This is a genomic window from Picosynechococcus sp. NKBG15041c, assembly GCF_055380235.1.
On the sequence record NZ_AP040363.1, the window covers coordinates 2,706,379 to 2,727,099 of the forward strand.

Annotated in this window: 21 protein-coding genes; 12 read left to right on the forward strand and 9 right to left on the reverse strand. The window is 50.1% G+C overall.

All coding sequences use genetic code 11. The features are described from left to right. Positions 1 to 94 precede the first annotated feature (94 nt). A complete protein-coding gene (locus ACZ45B_RS13005) occupies positions 95 to 340 on the forward strand; it encodes a HypC/HybG/HupF family hydrogenase formation chaperone (RefSeq protein ID WP_024545796.1) in 246 nt (81 codons plus the stop codon). Then, positions 340 to 1,443: a hydrogenase formation protein HypD gene (gene hypD / locus ACZ45B_RS13010; RefSeq protein ID WP_024545795.1), complete on the forward strand. Its 1,104-nt coding sequence runs from the start codon at positions 340 to 342 to the stop codon at positions 1,441 to 1,443. Before ACZ45B_RS13005 ends, hypD begins: the two co-directional genes overlap by 1 nt. Here the strand turns inward: hypD and ACZ45B_RS13015 are convergent. Together ACZ45B_RS13015 and ACZ45B_RS13020 are read right to left on the reverse strand one after the other, a co-directional pair. Continuing rightward, a complete protein-coding gene (locus tag ACZ45B_RS13015; protein WP_236612443.1) occupies positions 1,440 to 1,814 on the reverse strand; it encodes a DUF948 domain-containing protein in 375 nt (124 codons plus the stop codon). The two genes, hypD and ACZ45B_RS13015, sit on opposite strands and share 4 nt — an antisense overlap. 57 nt (positions 1,815 to 1,871) lie before the next feature. Continuing rightward, a complete protein-coding gene (locus ACZ45B_RS13020) occupies positions 1,872 to 2,228 on the reverse strand; it encodes a YtxH domain-containing protein (protein WP_024545793.1) in 357 nt (118 codons plus the stop codon). 72 nt (positions 2,229 to 2,300) lie between these two features. Between ACZ45B_RS13020 and dtd the strand changes: the two genes are divergently transcribed. Then, positions 2,301 to 2,750: a D-aminoacyl-tRNA deacylase gene (dtd, locus tag ACZ45B_RS13025; RefSeq protein WP_024545792.1), complete on the forward strand. Its 450-nt coding sequence runs from the start codon at positions 2,301 to 2,303 to the stop codon at positions 2,748 to 2,750. Between the two features lie 283 nt (positions 2,751 to 3,033). Then, on the forward strand, positions 3,034 to 4,002 hold the full coding sequence (locus tag ACZ45B_RS13030; RefSeq protein WP_024545791.1) for a protochlorophyllide reductase: 969 nt from the start codon (positions 3,034 to 3,036) through the stop codon (positions 4,000 to 4,002). Between the two features lie 134 nt (positions 4,003 to 4,136). Here the strand turns inward: ACZ45B_RS13030 and ACZ45B_RS13035 are convergent, their stop codons facing one another. After that, complete coding sequence (locus ACZ45B_RS13035; RefSeq protein ID WP_024545790.1) at positions 4,137 to 5,024, reverse strand: acyl-CoA desaturase; 888 nt, start codon at positions 5,022 to 5,024, stop codon at positions 4,137 to 4,139. A 219-nt stretch (positions 5,025 to 5,243) separates the two neighbouring features. Then, positions 5,244 to 5,744 carry a TolB-like translocation protein gene (locus tag ACZ45B_RS13040; protein WP_038027871.1) on the reverse strand — a complete coding sequence of 167 codons (501 nt, stop codon included), beginning with the start codon at positions 5,742 to 5,744 and terminating at the stop codon, positions 5,244 to 5,246. A gap of 228 nt (positions 5,745 to 5,972) precedes the next feature. Here ACZ45B_RS13040 and ACZ45B_RS13045 point away from each other — a divergent pair, with 228 nt between their 5' ends. The 5 genes from ACZ45B_RS13045 (at position 5,973) to ACZ45B_RS13065 (ending at position 12,276) form a co-directional block, all read left to right on the forward strand. After that, a complete protein-coding gene (locus tag ACZ45B_RS13045; protein ID WP_024545788.1) occupies positions 5,973 to 6,908 on the forward strand; it encodes a LysR family transcriptional regulator in 936 nt (311 codons plus the stop codon). Between the two features lie 117 nt (positions 6,909 to 7,025). Next, entirely contained in the window at positions 7,026 to 8,876 is a 1,851-nt protein-coding gene (locus ACZ45B_RS13050; protein WP_024545787.1) for an NAD(P)H-quinone oxidoreductase subunit F, read from the forward strand. A gap of 55 nt (positions 8,877 to 8,931) precedes the next feature. Beyond that, positions 8,932 to 10,422: an NADH-quinone oxidoreductase subunit M gene (locus ACZ45B_RS13055; protein ID WP_024545786.1), complete on the forward strand. Its 1,491-nt coding sequence runs from the start codon at positions 8,932 to 8,934 to the stop codon at positions 10,420 to 10,422. A gap of 60 nt (positions 10,423 to 10,482) precedes the next feature. Continuing rightward, positions 10,483 to 11,766: a CO2 hydration protein gene (locus ACZ45B_RS13060; protein WP_029681786.1), complete on the forward strand. Its 1,284-nt coding sequence runs from the start codon at positions 10,483 to 10,485 to the stop codon at positions 11,764 to 11,766. A 108-nt stretch (positions 11,767 to 11,874) separates the two neighbouring features. Continuing rightward, positions 11,875 to 12,276: a fasciclin domain-containing protein gene (locus ACZ45B_RS13065; protein WP_024545784.1), complete on the forward strand. Its 402-nt coding sequence runs from the start codon at positions 11,875 to 11,877 to the stop codon at positions 12,274 to 12,276. Between the two features lie 125 nt (positions 12,277 to 12,401). Here ACZ45B_RS13065 and ACZ45B_RS13070 read toward each other — a convergent pair whose 3' ends face one another. From ACZ45B_RS13070 to mutS, 3 genes are all read right to left on the reverse strand, one after another. Further along, on the reverse strand, positions 12,402 to 13,205 hold the full coding sequence (locus ACZ45B_RS13070; protein ID WP_096415433.1) for a DsbA family protein: 804 nt from the start codon (positions 13,203 to 13,205) through the stop codon (positions 12,402 to 12,404). 36 nt (positions 13,206 to 13,241) lie between these two features. Further along, positions 13,242 to 14,390: a pyridoxal-phosphate-dependent aminotransferase family protein gene (locus ACZ45B_RS13075; protein WP_024545782.1), complete on the reverse strand. Its 1,149-nt coding sequence runs from the start codon at positions 14,388 to 14,390 to the stop codon at positions 13,242 to 13,244. 106 nt (positions 14,391 to 14,496) lie between these two features. After that, complete coding sequence (mutS, locus tag ACZ45B_RS13080) at positions 14,497 to 17,142, reverse strand: DNA mismatch repair protein MutS (protein WP_024545781.1); 2,646 nt, start codon at positions 17,140 to 17,142, stop codon at positions 14,497 to 14,499. A 167-nt stretch (positions 17,143 to 17,309) separates the two neighbouring features. Here mutS and ACZ45B_RS13085 point away from each other — a divergent pair, with 167 nt between their 5' ends. Further along, on the forward strand, positions 17,310 to 18,560 hold the full coding sequence (locus ACZ45B_RS13085; RefSeq protein ID WP_236612442.1) for a DNA cytosine methyltransferase: 1,251 nt from the start codon (positions 17,310 to 17,312) through the stop codon (positions 18,558 to 18,560). Here ACZ45B_RS13085 and ACZ45B_RS13090 read toward each other — a convergent pair. Together ACZ45B_RS13090 and ACZ45B_RS13095 are read right to left on the reverse strand one after the other, a co-directional pair. Beyond that, positions 18,557 to 18,820 carry a glutaredoxin family protein gene (locus tag ACZ45B_RS13090; protein WP_024545779.1) on the reverse strand — a complete coding sequence of 88 codons (264 nt, stop codon included), beginning with the start codon at positions 18,818 to 18,820 and terminating at the stop codon, positions 18,557 to 18,559. The genes ACZ45B_RS13085 and ACZ45B_RS13090 overlap by 4 nt on opposite strands. A gap of 134 nt (positions 18,821 to 18,954) precedes the next feature. After that, positions 18,955 to 19,500, reverse strand: coding sequence for a tetratricopeptide repeat protein (locus tag ACZ45B_RS13095; RefSeq protein ID WP_024545778.1), 546 nt, complete (start codon positions 19,498 to 19,500; stop codon positions 18,955 to 18,957). Positions 19,501 to 19,579: 79 nt separating this feature from the next. On the opposite strand from ACZ45B_RS13095, the gene ACZ45B_RS13100 reads away from it, so the two are divergent. Together ACZ45B_RS13100 and ACZ45B_RS13105 are read left to right on the forward strand one after the other, a co-directional pair. Continuing rightward, entirely contained in the window at positions 19,580 to 19,717 is a 138-nt protein-coding gene (locus ACZ45B_RS13100) for a hypothetical protein (RefSeq protein ID WP_158505984.1), read from the forward strand. Positions 19,718 to 20,081: 364 nt separating this feature from the next. Beyond that, the gene (locus ACZ45B_RS13105) at positions 20,082 to 20,555 is read left to right on the forward strand and encodes an Hsp20/alpha crystallin family protein (RefSeq protein WP_464674883.1); all 474 of its coding nucleotides are present in this window, start codon (positions 20,082 to 20,084) and stop codon (positions 20,553 to 20,555) included. The last annotated feature ends 166 nt before the right edge of the window (positions 20,556 to 20,721 follow it).

Consider the following 20,721-nt stretch of genomic DNA (forward strand, 5'->3'; position numbering starts at 1 on the left):
CTAGTGTAGGCAATTTTTCGGCAAACCAAGTGGTTTTCGCTACGATCAAAATAGGTGAAATTGACCGATAAAAAATACCTCAACAAAGAACTTCATGTGTCTTGCAGTACCCGGAAAAATTTTAGCAATCACTGGTGATGATCCTCTCCTAACCATGGGCCGCATTAGCTTCGGTGGCGTGGTGCGAGAGGTGAGTCTGGCCTATGTGCCCGAGGCCCAAGTAGGCGATTACGTGATTGTTCATGCCGGATTTGCTTTGAACCTCATCGATGAAGCTGCTGCTACAGAGACCCTAGCGACCTTCGCCGAAATTGCAGCATTTTCTGAGGGGGAGTCCTGATGAAATTCGTTGATGAATTTCGCGACCCAAAGGCAGTCCATCGCTACATCCAGGCGATCGCCCAAACGGTCACCCAACCCTGGACGATTATGGAGATCTGTGGCGGTCAGACCCACAGCATTATGAAATATGGCCTCAACCAACTGCTCCCTCCAGAGATTCAGCTGATCCATGGCCCTGGTTGCCCCGTCTGTGTCACCCCCGCTGAGTTAATTGATCAGGCGATCGCCCTCGCCCAGTTACCCGGTGTGATTCTCTGCTCCTTTGGGGATATGCTGCGCGTGCCAGGGACAACCTCAGATCTGCTCTCGGTCAAGGCCCAGGGGGCGGATGTGCGGATGGTCTATTCTCCCCTCGACGCGCTGCAATTGGCCCAGGCGAATCCAGCCAAAGAAATTATCTTTTTTGCGGTGGGTTTTGAAACCACAGCTCCCACCACAGCGATGGCTGTCTACCAAGCAGATAGATTGGGCCTCAAAAATTTCTCTCTACTAGTAGCCCATGTCTTAGTGCCGCCGGCGATAGAAGCAATTCTCGCTGCCCTTAATTGTCAGATCCAGGGCTTTTTGCTCGCTGGTCATGTGTGTACTGTGATGGGCTACGGGGAATATCAGGCGATCGCCCAAACCTATCAAATCCCCCTAGTGGTGACGGGGTTCGAGCCCCTGGATATCGTCCAGGGCATTTATCTCTGTGTGCAGCAACTAGAGGCCGGCCAGGCAGAAATCAAAAACCAATATCAGCGGGTCGTCCAGGCCCAAGGGAACCCCACAGCAAAAAAAATTGTGGCGGAAGTCTTTACCACCGTCCCAAGAATGTGGCGCGGTATCGCCGAAATTCCGCGCAGTGGTCTGGGTTTGCGAGAAAAATACCAAGCCTTTGATGCCAGTCGTAAATTTAAACTCGATTCAGGATTGTCCCAGCCCCAAGAACCCTCCCCCTGCATCAGCGGCGCAATTCTCCAGGGCCAGAAAAAACCCCATCACTGCCCCGCCTTTGGTAATGCCTGCACCCCAGAGCATCCCCTAGGTGCACCGATGGTCTCCTCCGAAGGGGCCTGCGCCGCCTATTATCGCTATGGAAAATTTCTTGCCATGGCCTAGCGATCGCCCCGAGAACGAAGATGACGACCCTTGGGCGTTTTCCGGGAACTTTGGGATTTTTGTTGAAATGTCTGCCAAGCAGCCTGAATGCCAGTCCAAGTGATATGACTGCGTCGCTGTACCCGCTGAATTTGGTGCTGGGTCTGCTTCAACCCTTTTTCTGTTTGCTGAAGGATCCCCCGGGCACTCTTAAAGCTCGCTTCTAGTTCATCGGTTAGCTCAGTAATATCGCCCCCAGTACGGCGGAGGGCAGCGAGGGTGCGGGGGATTTCTCGGTTGAGAGTGTCGAGGAGTTTTTCGGCGCTACGGGCAGCACGGCCTAGTTCTAGAAACGCGGGGAAGGCTGCCGCTAAAACAGCAGTCAGACTCACGGCAACCAGGAGAAATGATAAGAGTAACCAAAATAACGGATTTTGCACGGGGATGGACTAGTTTTGGGCGGCGTTACTATCTGGCATGGAACGTAAATCTAGATCGTCTGGATCTTCCGTTTCGAGGCGTTGGGCTTCGGTTTGGCTAGCTTCAATGCCGGCGGCGATCGCCTCCCGCAACCGTTGCAGGGTATCGGCCCAATTATGGCGAGCGGTTTCCGACAGTTGGTCGGTGTGGAGCTGTAAGCTGTCGGCCAGATCCTCAGCTAATTCCGGTAGCGCTTCGAGGGATTTTTTTAAAATTTTGCGGGTATCTCTACCAGAGCGGGGGGCCAACAGGAGCGCGGCGATCGCCCCGACCGTTCCCCCCAGGAGTAAGCCCCCCACAAAGGCGCCTTCTTTTCGTTCAGCCATGGTTCTAATGCTCCTCGCCGTGACACAAATCGCCTCTATTGTAGTATTCATCCCCACTTCTACCGAAATCCGATGAAAATTGTCCTCCAACGGGTTAACCATTCCCAAGTCCTGGTCGCGGGCCAGATTGTGGGCCAAATTCAGCAGGGCTACACGCTCCTCGTGGGCTTTACCCCCAGTGATACCCAGGCCGAATTACAATGGCTCGCCCGGAAATGCCTCGATCTACGACTTTTTCCGGACAGTGCAGGCAACCCCTGGCAATGTTCAATTCAAGACATCCAGGGAGAAATCCTGGTGGTCAGCCAATTCACTCTCTATGGCGACTGTCGCAAGGGGCGGCGGCCTTCCTTTAGTGCGGCGGCGGCCCCGGAACAGGCCGAGATTCTCTATGAACAATTTGTGACATTGTTGCGCGAGAGTGGCCTCAAGATTCAAACGGGCAGATTTGGTTCGATGATGCAGGTGGAAATTAGCAACGATGGCCCCGTTACCCTCGTGCTGGAGCGAGAAGCTCTGTGACGTTTTTTCGGGATTTTTTGCGGAAAATGGGTTTTTGTAAAGCAATAGGCAACATTGAGACACAAATATTAAAAGTTAAGCCCCCCAGGGAAACGCTTGGGTTCATCCTGGGCGATCGCCCCACCGCATAAGCTTTTTCCTGAGTTGGAAGATAAGTCACTGGGGAAGAAAAATTCAGCCAAATTCCCCTAGACGGACTCCCCCGAAATTAACACTGGGGAACAATAGTAAGATTTTCAACGAGCAGTTTTTAAGTGATAAACTTCCGCCAAAGCATAGAACCATGACAGATCAACAGAAAACCGCGATTATTACTGGGGCCTCATCGGGGGTCGGCTTGTACGGGGCCAAAGCCCTTGCTGCGAAAGGTTGGCACGTGATCATGGCCTGCCGTAATCTGGAAAAGGCCGAACGGGTCGCCAAAGAAGTGGGCATCCCTGCAGAAAGCCGCACAATCATGCACCTGGATCTGGCCGATTTCGACAGCGTCCGCAAATTTGTGGCAGACTTCCGCGCCACTGGCAGAACGCTCTATTCCCTCGTCTGCAATGCGGCGGTTTATCTCCCCCTCGCCAAGGAACCCCAGCGCAACAAAGACGGCTACGAAATTTGTGTGGCCACCAACCATCTGGGTCATTTCCTTCTTTGTAACCTGATGCTGGAGGATTTAAAAAATTCCCCCGCTGAAGATAAGCGCCTGGTGATTCTCGGCACAGTCACCGCCAACCCGAAGGAAGTGGGTGGCAAGATTCCCATTCCTGCGCCCCCAGATTTGGGCGATCTCCAAGGGATGGCCGCTGGCTTTAAGCCCCCGGTGGCGATGATCGACGGCAAAGTCTTTAAGCCAGGTAAAGCCTACAAGGACAGCAAACTGTGCAACATCCTCACCATGCGGGAGCTGCACAACCGCTACCACAAGGAAACGGGCATTGTCTTTAACTCCTTTTACCCCGGCTGTGTTGCAGAAACGGGCCTGTTCCGCAATCACTATGGGCTGTTCCGCACGATTTTCCCCTGGTTCCAGAAAAATATCACCAAGGGTTATGTGACCGAAGAAGTGGCAGGCGATCGCCTGGCAAAAGTTGTTGCCGATCCAGGCTTTGATGTGTCTGGTGTGTATTGGAGCTGGGGTAACCGCCAACAGCAGGGTCGTGAAGCTTTCATGCAAGAGGTTTCTGATGAGGCTCTCGATGATAACAAAGCGGATGTACTCTGGGATCTCAGTGCAAAATTAGTCGGTCTGAGCGCCTAATTCCCAAGGGTTATCTTGCTAAAAAAACGGGGGCGGTCAGTGAAAAAATTCATTGACCGCCCCCTTGGCGTTTTTGAACCGTATTCTACCTAGAGGCAAGGTTGTTGGGGGTTCTCTGGAAAGTTGCTAATTACTTAGCGATTGGCTGCAGCCTGGAGTGCATCTTTGCTGGGCTGTTTCAACTTACTAGCCAAGCCCCACCGTTCTAGCAGACAGATAAAACTATAGGTAAAGTCAGGTAGATATCTCACTTGGCCCCGATCAAAAGTAATACCATGACGCACTGACCAGCCAAAGGCATGGTGCAGATTATGCCACCCTTCTCCTAAAGCTAGAACAGCCACTAGTACATTGTTGCGACTGTGGTCTGTGGTGATAAAGGGTTGACTGCCCCACTTGTGACAGACAGAGTTCACTAGGGCGACCCCATGGAATAGTAAGGTAGTACTCACGAAAAAGGCAGCTAGGTACTCTAGGCCACCAACACCATAGGAGAAGACTCCCAGGGCTATGAGGGGGACAAAATGAAGGCGATCGCACAACTTCATCACCAGATCACGCTCGATGTCAGCGGGGAGTTTCGTCGGAAAGGTATTTGGTGAGATCAGCCAGCGGTAATGGGCCCACCAAAATCCTTTCACGGAGCTATGGGGATCTGCGGGTTGATCGCTGAAGCGATGGTGCGCTTCATGGTGTGCTTTCCACCAGCTCGGCCCCATCTGGCCAGCGGAGGCAGTGATCAAGCTACCAATCCACTTCACCCAGCGGTTCGCCTGGTAGGATTTGTGCGTTAAAAGGCGGTGATAGATAGCCGTCGTACCAAGCATGCGTAGCCAGTACCAAAAGGCCACCCAAAGCCAAGCGCCCCAACTAAGACCCGTAAAAAAAGCAAGAATCACACCAAAATGACACAAAATGATCCAAAAAGGGCCAGTTGCATAACTAAGTTGGGTGAGCTTGCCATAGTTCCGAGTCGGCGGTGTTGTGGTTAGCGGCTTGGGAAGAGTAATGTGGTCAATCAAAACTTTTGTCTTTTTGTAAAGAGTAACCCCTCCATGAAAGCGTATTTTTGTGTATCGGGGGTTTATTGGGGGTTGCCTCTAAGCCATCCTCCCTTGGAGAGCTGCTGAAAAGCCCAAAAAAAGTGATGCCAATTAGCACAACGAACTCCCCTGATCACTCCCTTCGGGACAAGATTCTGAGAATTTTGCTGGGTTCGACTACGGCGATCGCCTAATTGCCTAAAACGTCACTTCCACTAGCATTAAATTCCACTGGCCCTGTTCATTGCTCTGGAATGCCACTTGTTGCCCATTGCCGCTAATGGTCGGGTTTTGGACAGAGCCGCGTAAATTGACCGTAAGGAGCTGCGATCGCCCCCGCTCACGGTCATAGACAAACACGTCTTGGCGGCCCCGCTCGGTGGAAATATAGGCAATAAAACGGCCAGTTTCACTAAGATCCGGTTGGTCTTGGCTCGAATCACGCCGATTCAAGTTGGGTAAATTAACCAACTGGTTGGTCTGTAAATCGTAGAGAAAAATATTGCGGCGGCCATCCCGCTCTGAGGCAAAGGCGAGGTAGCGTCCATCACCGCTATAGCTGGGAAATTCTTCGGCAAAGTTGCTGTTAATGCCCCCTGTGGCGATTTGGGGTTGATAAAATAGCGCCTGTCCACAGCCCCCCAGACTGAGGGTTAAAGCAATCAATGCTAAGGAAAACAGCGTATTCATCGTCGTCATCTGTGGGGATCGGGTGAGCAAAAAAAAGGCGATCGCGCCCGCGCAAAAAAATGCCCTTTAACTGTAGGGCATTCTTTGGGTCGTAACACTTTCTCACAGAGGCCTAGGACGGGAATTATAAAATTTCCCTATATAGCATTGAAGCTATGACAATATTTTGATGTATTGACTGTAGTCTATGAGCATTGCTAAACTCAGGCATAACATCACAACTTCAGGAGTAGACCCTTGATCCCTGCGACCCTCCATCAATTGAAGGTGTTTGAAACAACCGCCCGGCACGGTAGTTTTACCAAGGCGGCGGAGGAATTGTCGATCACCCAACCGACGGTTTCTGGGCAAGTCAAACAGCTCACCCAAACCATTGGGATGCCTCTATTTGAACATATTGGCAGAAAGCTATACCTCACGGAAGCGGGAGAAGAATTACTAGCTACCTGTCAAGAAATTTTTGAACGGTTAGACAATTTCGAAATGAAATTGTCGGCGTTGCAGGGGGCGAAGCGGGGGCAACTCCGCTTGGGTGTCATTACAACGACCAAATATTTTGTGCCGCGTATCTTGGGAGAATTTTGCCAAGATTACCCAGATATTGATGTGTCATTGCAGGTGATTAACCACCAGCAACTCCATGACCGGATGGCAGACAACCAGGATGATCTGTATATCTTGAGTAATTTGCCGGACGATCTCGAAGTACACGCAGAGGCATTTTTAGATAATCCGCTGGTGGTGGTGGCCCGAGCTGACCATCCCCTCGCCCAGCGCAAAAAGATTGCTCTTTCTGCTTTGCAAGGGGCAGATTTTATTACGCGGGAAGTGGGTTCTGGGACCAGGCGGGCTGCAGAAAAATTACTGGCAGACCATGGGGTTTCGGTACAGGTGCGTCTAGAACTGGGCTCGAACGAGGCGATCAAACAGGCGATCGCCGGCGGCCTTGGGATCTCTGTGCTATCGCGCCATACCTTAATCACAGAACCGCCCAACGGGGAACTGACAGTTTTGGATGTGGAACATTTTCCGATTCGTCGCCATTGGTATGTGGCCCACCTCGCGGGCAAACAGTTGTCGGTGATTGCCCAGGCTTTTCTGGCATTTATGCTCAAATCTAGTCAGAAAACCCTGGAAAATTCGGCGCGGCGATCGCTTGCTTTACAACCCTAAAGGCGGCATCTTTCTAGCTTTTTCCTTTGCCCAAGGGCATTAATTGCGATCAACTCAAACAGGTGATCACCACTGACCTTCTTTTAACTCAGTCAATCATTTCAGCGTCATCGTCCTATGCATACTTTTTTTAGTCAGAGTGTCTGGCTTGTTCCTTGCTATCCCCTACTGGGTATGGGGTTATCGGCTCTATGGATGCCCGGTATCACCCGCAAGACTGGCCCCCGCCCCGCTGGATACGTCAATATTTTTTTAACGTTCACTGCCTTGGTGCACAGTTGTTTGGCTTTTCTTGAAACTTGGCAGCAACCGGCCCTTAAGCCTTCTTTCACTTGGCTCCAGGCGGCGGATCTGACCCTCGCCATTGACCTGGATATTTCGAGTATTACGATTGGGGCGTTGATCCTCATTGCTGGGATTAATTTTCTGTCACAAATTTATGCGATCGCCTACCTGGAGATGGATTGGGGTTGGGCGAGATTTTTCGCGACGATGAGCCTATTTGAGGCGGGGATGTGTGCCCTGGTGCTGTGCAATTCCCTATTTTTTAGTTATGTGGTGCTAGAAATTCTCACCCTGGGGACCTATCTGTTGATTGGCTATTGGTTTAACCAATCCCTGGTGGTAACTGGCGCCAGGGATGCCTTTTTGACAAAACGGGTGGGGGATCTTTTCTTGCTCATGGGCGTGGTTGCGCTGTTACCCCTGGCGGGCACTTGGAATTTTGATGGTTTGGCTCAGTGGGCCGCCACGACCGATCTCGACCCTACCTGGGCCACCTTACTTTGTTTAGGGTTAATTGCCGGGCCCCTGGGAAAATGTGCCCAGTTCCCTCTGCACCTCTGGCTCGATGAGGCGATGGAAAGTCCCGTCCCCGCAACGATTGTCCGTAATAGTTTGGTCGTTGGTACGGGGGCTTGGGTGTTGATTAAATTGCAGCCGATTTTTGCCCTCTCGGATTTTGCGTCCCTGTTTATGGTCGCCATCGGCGCCACGACGGCCTTGGGGGCGGCAATGGTGGCGATCGCCCAGATTGATATCAAGCGCTCCCTGTCCTATTCCGTCAGTGCTTACATGGGCATGGTGTTTATGGCAGTGGGTTCCCAGCAAGATCAGACGACCCTGATTTTGTTGCTCACCTATGGGGTGGCGATGGCAATTTTGGTGATGGCGATCGGCGGTGTTGTGCTGACAAATATCACCCAAGATTTAACGAAATATGGCGGTCTTTGGTCCCGGCGGCCCGTTACGGGGATTTGTTATCTGGTGGGCGCTGCTTCCCTCGTTGCCCTGCCTCCCTTCGGTGGTTTCTGGAGTTTGGCCCAGCTCACCAGCAATTTTTGGAAGACCAGCCCGCTGCTCGCCGTGGTTTTGATTGTGGTCAATGCTCTTACTTCCTTCAGTATCATGCGGGAGTTTAGTTTGATCTTTGGCGGCAAACCCAAGCAAATGATGGTGCGATCGCCCGAAGGATTATGGGCCTTGGTCTTACCGATGGTAATTCTCACGGGGTTTGCCCTCCATAGCCCCTTTATCCTCGCAGAACTAGACTTTTTACCCGATTGGCACCAACTCAATTTAGCCGTGGCAGCGGTATTGATCAGCTCAACGATTCTTGGCGGCGGGTCAGCGATGTATCTCTACCTCAATGACAAGATTAACAAGCCGATCCACGTATTACCGAGCCCGATTCGTGACTTTTTTGCCAAGGATTTGTATACCGCAGAACTCTACAAGAATACGGTTATTTTTGCTGTTGCTTTAGTGGCGAAAGTCATCGATTGGCTCGATCGTTTCTTTGTCGATGGGGTCATCAACTTTTTAGGTTTAGCAACCCTATTTGGGGGGCAAAGCTTGAAATATAACAACTCCGGCCAAAGTCAGTCCTATGCCCTTTCGATTATGGCGGGGATTCTGTTGCTCATTGCCGCTCTGTCCTATCCGATCCTGCAACATTGGCAATTCTAAGCGGTGATTCGATTACCGACTTGCTCGCAAATCCCAAGACTTTTCTGAAATGATTATGTTGACTCTTCTTTTGTTTTTACCGCTAGTCGGGATTGGGGCGATCGCCCTGCTGCCGAGACCTATCACCCGCATTGTCGCGACGGTTTTTACGATTATCACCCTGGGCATCAGTAGTGGGTTATTGCTTAACCTCAACCTGCAAGATGCCCAGATGCAATATGTCGAATTTCACAATTGGCTCAGTATTCTGGGGTTAAACTATAACCTTGGTGTTGACGGCCTTTCTTTGCCCTTGATTGTCCTAAACAGCTTGCTGACTTTAGTGGCAATCTACAGCATTGGCGAAAGTAACCACCGACCAAAGCTCTATTATTCGTTGATTTTGTTAATCAATAGCGGCATCACTGGGGCGTTGGTGGCGAATAATCTCCTTTTATTCTTCCTGTTTTATGAAATCGAGTTGATTCCCTTTTATCTGATGATCGCCATTTGGGGCGGCGAGAAAAAAGGCTATGCTTCCACAAAATTTTTGATTTATACGGCCATTTCTGGCTTGTTTGTGTTGGCGGCTTTCCTGGGCATCGTCTGGCTGAGTCAATCTCCGACCTTTGACTTTGAAAAATTAACCCTCGAAAATCTTTCGTTCAACGCCAAAATTGTTCTCCTCACGATTCTGCTCATTGGCTTTGGGATCAAAATTCCTTTAGTGCCCCTCCATACCTGGTTACCCGATGCCTATGTGGAAGCAAACCCGGCAGTGACGGTCCTCCTCGGCGGTGTTTTTGCAAAATTGGGTACCTACGGTTTGGTGCGCTTCGGTTTACAACTGTTCCCTGAGGTGTGGTCTACCGTTGCTCCAGCTCTGGCGATTATTGGAACGGTCAGTGTGATGTATGGTTCCTTGGCGGCGATCGCCCAACGGGATCTCAAGCGAATGGTGGCCTATAGCTCCATCGGTCACATGGGCTATATCCTCGTCGCCACCGCCGCCGGCACGGAGTTGAGCATCCTCGGGGCTGTGGCCCAGATGATTAGCCATAGTCTAATTCTGGCGCTACTGTTCCATCTGGTGGGAATTATCGAGCGCAAAGTGGGTACTCGGGATCTCGATGTTCTCAATGGGTTAATGAATCCGGTGCGGGGTTTACCCCTCACCAGTAGTCTGCTGATTTTGGCAGGGATGGCCAGTGCCGGAATTCCCGGTCTGGTGGGCTTTGTCGCAGAATTTCTCGTATTCCAAGGGAGCTTTAGCCGTTTCCCAATCCCGACTCTGTTTTGCATTATTGCCTCCGGGTTAACGGCTGTTTACTTCGTGATTTTGCTTAATCGCACCTGTTTTGGGCGCCTCGATAGCCATAGCGCCTATTACCCAAAAGTCTTTGCCAGTGAAAAAATTCCGGCGATCGCCCTCACCGTGCTCATTCTCTTTTTAGGGTTACAACCAGCTTGGCTTACCCGTTGGATCGAACCGACCACCAGTCAATTGAGCACAACGCTCCCCTCCCCGGCGATCGCCCTCAATGCCCCCGTCTTTCCTGACCACTAACCCCCAAAAAGTCTCCCCAAAGGAGGACTTCTCTACCCTACTCAACTGACCAAAAGCTCTATGATCACCACGAAACTTCCCCCATCAACCCACCCCTATGCCGATGTCATTCATCGCCTCGAATCGGGGGGCTCCATGCTACCCGACACCCCCGAAAACCTGATGCAAATCATCGGCATTTATAAAGCCTATGCCGTCCCGATGGACTTCTACTGGCGGGATTTACTCTATATTGCCGAGCAGGTTTTTCTTGAACCACTGCCCTTCTTCAAATACTTTATTTCCCCAGAATATTTAGATCGCCAAAACCATTACGCCGGTGATAGAGCCGATCTCAGAATTTGGCGCGGTACGGGTTCGGCTCACCCAGAACTCCTGGAGTTTATGAAAAAGGGAGAAACATTTAAAGCATCTAAACTTTTTCATCACCTTTTCCATGACCGCATTAACATGGAATTTGCCGAAGCTTGTATGCGTGCAATGTTTTGGCATGGGCGCGATATGGGCATGGGGCAATTTGATGCCTACCTCGATTCAGATGAATACAGAGCCAACGCAGATCGAGCAATCAAGGCCTATTTCAAAAAGAACCCGGTCATGTTGGGGCTTTATAAATTATTCCCCGAAATGTTCCTCGAAAAAGTACGCGAACTGTCCTACTACGCCAACCTTGGCTTGTTTTGGGAAGTGATGGCGCCTGTTTTCTTTGAAATGTCTGATATCTACGATGAAGGTGGTTTTAAAGGCGTCCCCGATGCGATGAATTTTTTGGTGAATGGGATTTTTGCGATCGCCGGCCGTCCTATTTATCATCACGTCTACATCGATGGAGAATGCTTTGAGATTATCCCCAAATCCAAGGGATTCACTTGGCTCTATGAAGCTGCCTTACCCTATGTAGAAGCAGTGTTCTACCGCACTTCACCATTCCGGGGCACAAAATCCTACAATGCCCAAGCCCATGAAGTGCCCGATGAACAAAAAGATTTTCACTACGGCATTTTGTACGCGGATGTATTTCCCGTGGGTACAGCTGGCATTCCCCCCACATTGCTGATGGATGACATGTATCATTTCTTGCCCCAATACCTAAAGGACTATTACAAAGCCCATTGCCGGGGCGAGGATGATGAACTGATCCAATTAGGAATCACTTTCCAGCGTTCTATGTACAACGTGACTTCTGCGGTGATCCAAGCCCTACGGACAGCCTTACTCTATCCTCTCGATGATCCGAATCCAAGGCATTTACAAAAAAACCGCGAATTTTTTGAAGCGCAAATGGATCGATTTCTTCGTCCAGAAGCTCGTCTCAATGATATTCAAAATCAAGAATATCGTTAACCTACGACAGCCAAAGATGAGTCTGTAATTTATAGATTTTTCTTGTGATTACAAAATCACCTAGATTGTCTCGATTTATATCAATTATTTCATCACCAAACAATTACCATGCCAGACATTGTTGATATTGCTGTGGGAAATGAAGATTTTTCGACCCTTGTTGCTGCCGTCCAAGCCGCAGGATTAGTCGAAACCCTCAAAAGTCCAGGGCCATTTACTGTCTTTGCTCCCAATAATGCGGCCTTCGCAAAATTACCCCCAGGAACCATCACTACCCTATTGCAAAATATTCCTCAGCTGACCCGAATACTCTGCTATCACGTTGTTCCTGGTAAGCTAACGCAAAGTGATTTGGCAAAACTAGAGATTGTTAATTCTGTTGAAGGTTCGCCAATTCGGATTGATTGTAGTGAAAGTTTTGAAGTGAAAAACGCCACTGTTCTTGCTGCTGATATCGAAGCAGACAATGGTATTATTCATGTTCTTGATACAGTGATTTTAATGGGATAAATTGATTGTAAATTGTGCGGCTTGATCGCCCTATTTTATAATCCTAATTTCATGTTCAATTTGCCTAATAAAAAAACAACTTTTCCCAGAGAAAAGTTGTTTTTTTATTGAATGAAGTCGAAAAATTAAGGTGTGATCACCGCGGCTAATTTTGCTTCATATTCTTGTAAGTCTAAGGCTCCAGAAAAGGTTTCGACGTTTCCTGTTTCCGTAGAGGCCAAAATAAAGAAAGGTGTGCCGTTGAGTCCAAGGCTTTGGGCTAAGGTTAGATCTTCATCGATCGCTGGTCTTGCCCGTTGGCGATCTGCTTCAAATTGCTCTAGATCTAAGCCCAGATCTTGGGCAATGCGTTGGTAAAGTTCCTCGTTAAATTGGCCCTGATTTTCAAAAAGTTGATCATGGTACTCCCAAAATTTTCCCTGCTGCTGGGCGGCCCAAGACGCTTCAGCGGCGGCGATCGCCTGGGGGTGAATCTGCACGAGTGGTAGGTGTTTATAGGCAAGCGTTACCGTGTCAGCATTTTGTTCGATAAAGGTTTTCAGGGTTTCGCTGGCCCGGGCACAGAAAGGACATTCAAAGTCTGAAAATTCGATCAATACTACGTTGAATTCCTCAGAACCCAAGGTGGGCGAGTCCCCGATTACCGCTTCGGGATTGCTGGTAAGCTGCGCTTGAAAATCCGTGGCTGTCTGTTGTTGAGCTTGTTGCTGAGACAGTTGATAAGCCTGCACCGAATCAATGAGCACCTGGGGATTATCACGAATCACCTGGAGAATTTGGGCTTCTAATTCCGCATCAACACTGACATCTGCCTGGGCTTGTTCTTGGTCACCACTACAACTCCAGAGGCTGAAGCTCAACATGAGGACAGAAAAAAAGGCAAGCGTTCTTTTGGGGAGACGTTGCCGAGTCAAGGAAAAAAATGTCATCGGGTTCGAGATAAAAAGAATTTGTTTCTAGTCTAACTAAAAGAGCACTTTTTTCAGGGCAGCCAACAGTAAGGTGACGTTTTCGGTGCGGGCGTTATACCCCATCAGACCAATTCGCCATACTTTTCCGGCGAGATCTCCTAGACCCCCGGCGATTTCGATGTTGTACTCCTTCATCAATTGGCTGGCCACAGCAGCGCCATCGACCCCATCGGGAATGCAAACCGTGGTGAGGGTCGGTAGGCGAATTTCACGGTCCACATGACACTGGAGGCCCAGATCTTCGAGACCAGCCCAAAGAAGATCCGCTGCTTCTTGGTGGCGCTGCCAACGGGCTTCTAAGCCTTCTTCGGCTACGAGCATCAAGGCTTCCCGGAGGGCATAGTTCATATTAATCGGCGCGGTGTGGTGATAAACCCGCTTCCCAGTGCCCCAATATTTACTGACCATGGACATGTCCAAATACCAGTTTTTCACCGGTGTTTTGCGATTATTCAGGACATCCAGAGCACGGGGACTGAGGGTCAGGGGGCCAAGGCCAGGGGGACAGGCGAGGGCTTTTTGGGTGCCGCTATAGGCCAGATCCACACCCCATTCATCGAGAAATAAGGGCACACCACTCAAGCTGGTGACGGTATCGATTAAGAGCATTGTGCCATGCTTTTCACAGATTTCCTTGACACCTTCGAGGGGCTGTCTGGCCCCTGTGGAAGTTTCAGCATGAACCAGGGCGAGAATTTTTGGCTCATGTTGGGCGACGGCGGTGGTAATTTCTTCGAGGGTAAAGGCTTTTCCCCAAGCGGTCGAGAAGGTATGGACCTCGGCATCATAGCGGTTGGCCATATCCACCAAGCGGTGGCCGAAGTAGCCATTGATGCCGATCAGCACTTTGTCACCAGGTTCGACCATATTTGCCAGGGTTGCTTCCATGGCAGCGCTGCCAGTGCCACTGACAGAAATGGTAAAGGGATTTGCGGTCTGCCAGGTGTAGCGGAGGAGGTCTTTCACTTCCTCCATGATTTCAAGATATTTGGGGTCAAGGTGACCGATAGGGGGCATCGCTAGGGCGCCAAGGACCCTAGGGTGAGCATTAGAAGGGCCGGGACCGAGGAGCAGTCTGGGGGGAAGATCAAGTTGTTTGACGGCTTTGCGGTAGGTGTTTTGGACAGTGGGGCGATCGCTCATGGAAAATAAAACCTTGGGGGGTGTTCTGGGAAAATTTTTTTATCGCGTTTAATTTTCCCACATTGCCGGAGGGGGCAAACGCGATGGGGGAATTTGTTAAAGGAATTTAAACTTTAAAGATATTTAATTGTTCCGAGGCAGATTGGCTTTTTTGCGATTCAGTGATGACGGACTTTTGGGGGATGCCTTTGCGCAGACCGACAGCGATTTTACTGTGCTTTTCAATTTGGGTCATTACCTGTTTTGCCCGCTGAATCACTCCCTTTGGCAAGCCGGCTAAACGGCCCGCTTCGATGCCATAGGAGCGGTCTGCACCACCGGGCTGGACTTGATGCAAGAAAATAATTTCTTCGGGCATTTCTTGGACCGTTACTTGGTAATTGGCAACATTATCCAAGAGGGAAGCTAATTCATTTAACTCGTGATAATGGGTGGCAAAAATTGTTTTTGCTTTGATTTCTGTGGCGAGATATTCTGATACGGACCAGGCGATCGAAAGACCGTCAAAAGTGGCGGTACCCCGGCCAATTTCATCGATTAAAACCAATGATTTCTCCGTGGCGTGATTTAAAATATTCGCGGTTTCATTCATTTCCACCATAAACGTGGATTGGCCCGTGGCCAGGTCATCGACGGCACCGACCCTGGTAAAAATGCGATCGCAGATGGGAATGACTGCCCTTTGGGCGGGGACAAAGCTCCCCACCTGGGCCATTAGTTGAATCAGCCCCGTTTGCCGCAGGTAGCAGCTTTTGCCGCTGGCGTTGGGGCCAGTGAGAATAATCAAATCAGGATAGGTATTGTTGGCACGGCCCAGATAAGTGGAATTGGGCACAAAGAGGCCCATGCCCAGGGATTTTTCGACGACGGGGTGACGACCCGCTTCAATTTCGAGGGTTTTTGCGGTGGTAATCTCAGGGCGACAATAGCCCTGGTAAATGGCGGTTTCAGCAAAGCTTGTGAGGACATCCAGGGCGGCGATCGCCTGGGCGGTGGTCCGAATTTGTTCTGTGTGCTCGGCCACCTTGGTCCGGAGGGTGGTGAAAATTTCGTATTCCAGGCTGCAAATGTCGTCCTTGGCGGTGAGGATGCGACTTTCTCGCTCCTTTAATTCTGGGGTGATGTAGCGTTCCTCGTTGGCAAGGGTCTGTTTGCGCAGATATTCGTCGGGGGCCTTATCCGCCTGGGAACGGGGCAAACTGATGTAATAGCCAAAGGTCTTGTTATAACCGACCTTGAGCTTGCTGACCCCCGTCCGTTCCCGTTCAGTGACTTCCAGGTTCGCCAGCCATTCCCGGTCTTCTACCTGGGCGCGGCGCAGAAAATCTAGGGCTGCATCGACGCCATCGCGGATTAAGCCTCCCTCTTTGATGTGAATCGGCGGTGAATCCACCAGATATTGCAAAACATGTTTTCCCAAGTCTTCCAATGCTGTGGGAAAGTCTTTGACGGCCTGGAGGTAGGGCGATCGCCCCTCAGTGGCCAGGTCTGCCAGGTAGGTTAATTTCGTTAAGGATTCGGCTAAGGCATACAAATCTCGGGCATTGGCACTACCAGAGCCAATTCTCCCGGCAATGCGCTCTAAATCATAGATTTGCTTGAGCAACTGCCGGATATCTTGGCGGAGATTTGTATTTTCTACCAGTTCCGTCACGGAATCTAACCGCTTGGCGATCGCCTGGGGATCTAATAGCGGTTGCAGTAACCAGCGGCGCAGGGCGCGGCCCCCCATATTGGTGCAGGTCACATCCAGGGCCCAGAGCAGAGAACCGTAAAAACTGCCATCCCGCACTGTCTGGGTAATTTCCAGGTTGCGCCGGGTCTGGTAGTCCAGTTGTAAAAAGGCATCGATGCTATAGGTTTTCAGGCTTTCAAAGGGCACTTTGTAGGACTGTTGGGTTTCCTCCACATAGGCCAGCAATCCCCCCGCCGCCCGCACCGCCAGGGGCAAATGTTCGCAGCCGACCCCCTCTAGAGAGCGCCATTGGAAGGTCATCAGGAGCCGGGGTTTCGCTTCATTGAGGTCAAATTCCCTGGGCGATCGCAGCGCATAACAAAACTCCGACGGCAGGCAAGCGGGCAAATGATTTTGTAATAATTTTTGGCGATCGCCTGGGCGCATTAAACGGTTTAAATCCGGTGCATCAGTGGGATAAAGCACTTCCGAGGGTTGAAGCCGTAGTAATTCCAAGTTCAACGCCGCCAGATCCTGGGCCTGGGTGGTGCAAAATTCTCCGGTAGAAATGTCTGCATAGGCCAAACCCCAATGGTTGCCGGCGATCACCACCGCCGCCAGATAATTATTCTGCCGCGCCCGCAACATCCCATCATCGGTGAGGGTACCCGGCGTCAAAACCTTTTGTACTTCCCGTCGTACCATGCGCTTTTCGGCGTGGGCGGTGGCGGCATCCTCCACCTGGTCGCAAATAACGACCCCATAGCCTTTTTCTAGAAGCTGGGTGCTGTAACGCTCCAGGGCGTGGTGGGGGACCCCCGTCATCGGCACCCGGCCAATCCCTTTACCCGATTCCTTGCTGGTGCAGACCAATTCTAGTTCCCGGGAAACGGCGATCGCATCCATAAAAAAGCATTCAAAAAAATCCCCGACCCGGTAGAGCAAAATATTGTTGGGATACTTGTCTTTCAGTTCTGCATAATGCTGCATCATTGGTGTGAGGAGTTCCCGATTCAGCTGGCGATAATCTGCGTTGGGAATTACTTCGGCGATCGGGTTACGGTTAGCAGCGGGCATGAAACTTTGCTTTAGGTCACGGACAGGTATTCTATCTTAACGGCAATGACGCTGAAACTAAACAATGATGGGCCTCGACTCTCCCCCCAAATCACTAAAATTTCAGGGCTCGTAAATTTGGGTACTGCGTGCAACTAAGGAAGAAAATGTATTCAATCAAAAGACCAATGGCCATTGATTTATTTGCCGGGGCAGGGGGCCTCAGCCTAGGTTTAGAACAGGCAGGTTTTGATGTGGTCGCCGCCGTAGAAATCGACCCAATTCATGCCTGTGTACATCAATATAATTTTCCCCAGTGCCATGTGTTAGCACAACCCATCGAAAAAGTATCTGGCAAAGATATTCGTACCCTGGTCGGTTTGACGTCGGAACAATCGATTGAATTAGTAGCAGGTGGCGCTCCTTGTCAGGGTTTTTCCTTGATTGGACAACGTCTTTTAGATGACCCAAGAAATCATTTGGTTAAAGAATATCTCCGGTTGATCAAAGAATTAGAACCGACCTATTTTTTGTTTGAAAATGTTAAAGGTTTAACCGCGGGAAAACATCGACAATTTCTCGAAGAATTAATTCGAAGTTTAGAAACACTGGGTTATCGGGTTGTGCAACCCTGGCAAGTGCTTAATGCCAAATTTTTTGGTGTACCCCAGAGCCGGGAACGTTTATTTCTGATGGGGGCCAAAGAAGGAGAAGCACTACCGCATTATCCTGTCCCGACAACGTCCCAACCGATCACTTGTGGGGAAGCCTTGGGGGACTTGCCGGATGCCGAACTTTTTAGAGAGCTGATCGATAGTGATGAAGTCGATTTTATCTACCCACAGCCCCTGGGTAACTATGGGGCGATGCTCCGTTGCCTTTCCCGGGAGGCTTGGCAATGGGGCTATCAGCGGCAATGGGATCGCGAAAAATTAACCAATAGTATTCGGACAAACCATAGCGATCGCGCAAGGCAGCGTTTTTTAGAGACAGCGCCTGGAAGCATCGAGAAGGTCTCGCGTTTCCTGAAATTATCGCGCCATGGCATTGCAAATACCCTCAGGGCTGGGACAGATGCGGCGCGGGGTGCTTTTACCAGCCCTCGGCCAATACATTATCAGTTTCCTCGGTGTATTACTGTGCGCGAAATGGCGCGCTTGCATGGTTTCCCCGACTGGTTTCGCCTCCACCGAACGAAATGGCATGGGGCAAGGCAGATCGGGAATTCGGTGCCGCCACCTTTGGCCTATGCGATCGCCAGCGCAATCATGGCTGCCTCGCGCTACACTCCGCAGCGACCCAATCAGGTGCTTACGTTGGGGGATCCGCAGCTACTAAAAACAACAATGTCTACGGCTTCCCATTACTGGGGCATAGAGCCACCGATCCAAAAACGTAACCGCAGAAATCGAGATCTGCCCGCCCACCGATCTGCTTAGGCGAGGTACTGGGCTAATTTTTCTTCAAGTTTGGCAACAGCCAGGCGGGGGGCAAATCGGGGTAATTCTTTTTCGATGCCATTTTCTAGGAGGCAAAGCACAGGAATTTCATACTGATATCGCGCAAACCATTCGGAATTTGTGGTGATATCCCGCATCTCTAGTTGGTAGGGGAGGCTACTCACCTGGGCTAGTTTTTCGGCCAGACCTTCGCAGAGGTGACAGCCGGGTTTGCTATAAAAAATCAGGGTTTTCGGCATGGTCCAACAAAGCGGGAGGGGATCAAGATTTTTTTGGGAAGGGGCGATCGCCACTACAAAAATGTTTTAGGAGAATCATTGATCTTGGCCAAAACAGTTTTTTGCCGCAGCGATCCATTCCCTGGGGAGATTGATTAGAACTGAGGCCGGGTAAACTCGTTGGTCACAAAACCGATCTCCAAAAGCTGCTGATAGGCTCTTTCCCCAAGATCACTTGTGGGTGTTTGGGAGCGGATCACCTGGATCAGCAGAGGCACGGCTAATTCTGGTTTTTCCTGAGCCCGGTGCACCAAAGCCAAGCGATAGGTGGCAGTATCGCGCATTTCCCCAGCGGCGATCGCTGCCCGACGTTCAGCATTGTGGACGGTGTTATCTAGGCCCTGAAAACTGTTGGCGAGATCGAGGTGGAAATTAGAAAGCTGGTTGTAGACCTGGCGAGCTTCCTGGAGTTTTGTTACGGCCACATCATAATCTTGGGCAGAAATGGCGGCGATCGCCTCATCCATCACTCTAGAAGCCCCAGCCATGCTGAGAATACTACTGCCTTGGAGGGGGCGGAGGTCACTGATGTTGTCTTGGATTGCTTCTGGCTGTGCTGAAACTGGCGGCATCATGGCCAAGGAACACCCCATTGCCAAACTAGCGAGTGGAATCAAACGATGGCTGTCAATAAATTTCATAGTGCTTCGTCAAGGTTTGTTTTGACACGATAACGGTACTGATTATGTTTTCCATCTCGATTCCCCAACGGGAACGGATATGGAGAGCTTTGGCCTATGGCAAGTCCAAGGGAGTACCACAGCAACAAGGTTTTATTCTACAACGGGGACATCCGGAACTTGGGCATCTACCCATGAGATCATCCCGGCGGCCCGGTCTGTTGCCGCTCTGATGTAGATCTTGCCAAGATTGTTCCAAGGCGACGGGCACCGGTGTTTTTTTGCCTCAGGGCGACCCAATTGTGACTGGACCAATGACCTGCTTGTGGCCATGAGTGCCTAGCGCCCGAAAATATATCGCTGACCTTCCAGTCACAAAAATAGATCCATGTCCATATTTAACGATGATTCTCGAGCGGAAAATTTTTTTCTTACTTGTTTAGCTTATTTCCTCTCTTTCCAGCCTTCACTTTTATGAAAATGCTTCAAGAATTTGCGGAAATCTCGCCTTAAAGATACGGTTTCTGGCATTTATAGATTCCCAAGAAAAAATCCATAATAAAAATGTCTCTGAAAAGTGCATAAATTTAGGAGGTTGCGTGATGTCATTAATACGCTTTTCTCCCTTTTCTGAACTGGAAACTGTACAAACCCAAATGAACCGTTTCCTGGACGAACTGGCCGCCTGGCCAGGGGAACATCGCTTTCCCTGGCGTCCCTCGATTGAACTGTTGAATGGCGACAATATCCTCACCCTAAAAGCGGCGCTGCCAGGAATTACAGTAGAAGATATTGATGTACAGTTGACCCGCGAATCAGTTCATCTCACTGGCGAATATAAATATGAAACAGAACGAGAAGATGCTGGTTGCTACCATTCTGAATTCCGCTATGGCAAGTTTGAACGCACCGTTGCTCTTCCTGTCGCCATTGACCCCGAAAATGTTACAGCGGAATTTAAAGATGGCATTCTGACTCTCACAATGCCGAAAGCTTCACCGGTTACCCAAAAAACCGTAAAACTTCAATTGGGTAAATCTACAACCGAAAAAGCTCCGGAAAAAGACTCTGAATAAAGCAGCTCATCAAGGGGGATTTAGAGAATCCCGACTAAAACAACTTACGACTTACTAAAAAAGAATTGTAAAGACTTTTCTGGTATCAGAAAAGTCTTTTTTTCTTGTATAAAGCATCATTGATCGACCTCAAAATTGACATAATGTTTTTGAGACAAGTGTAGAT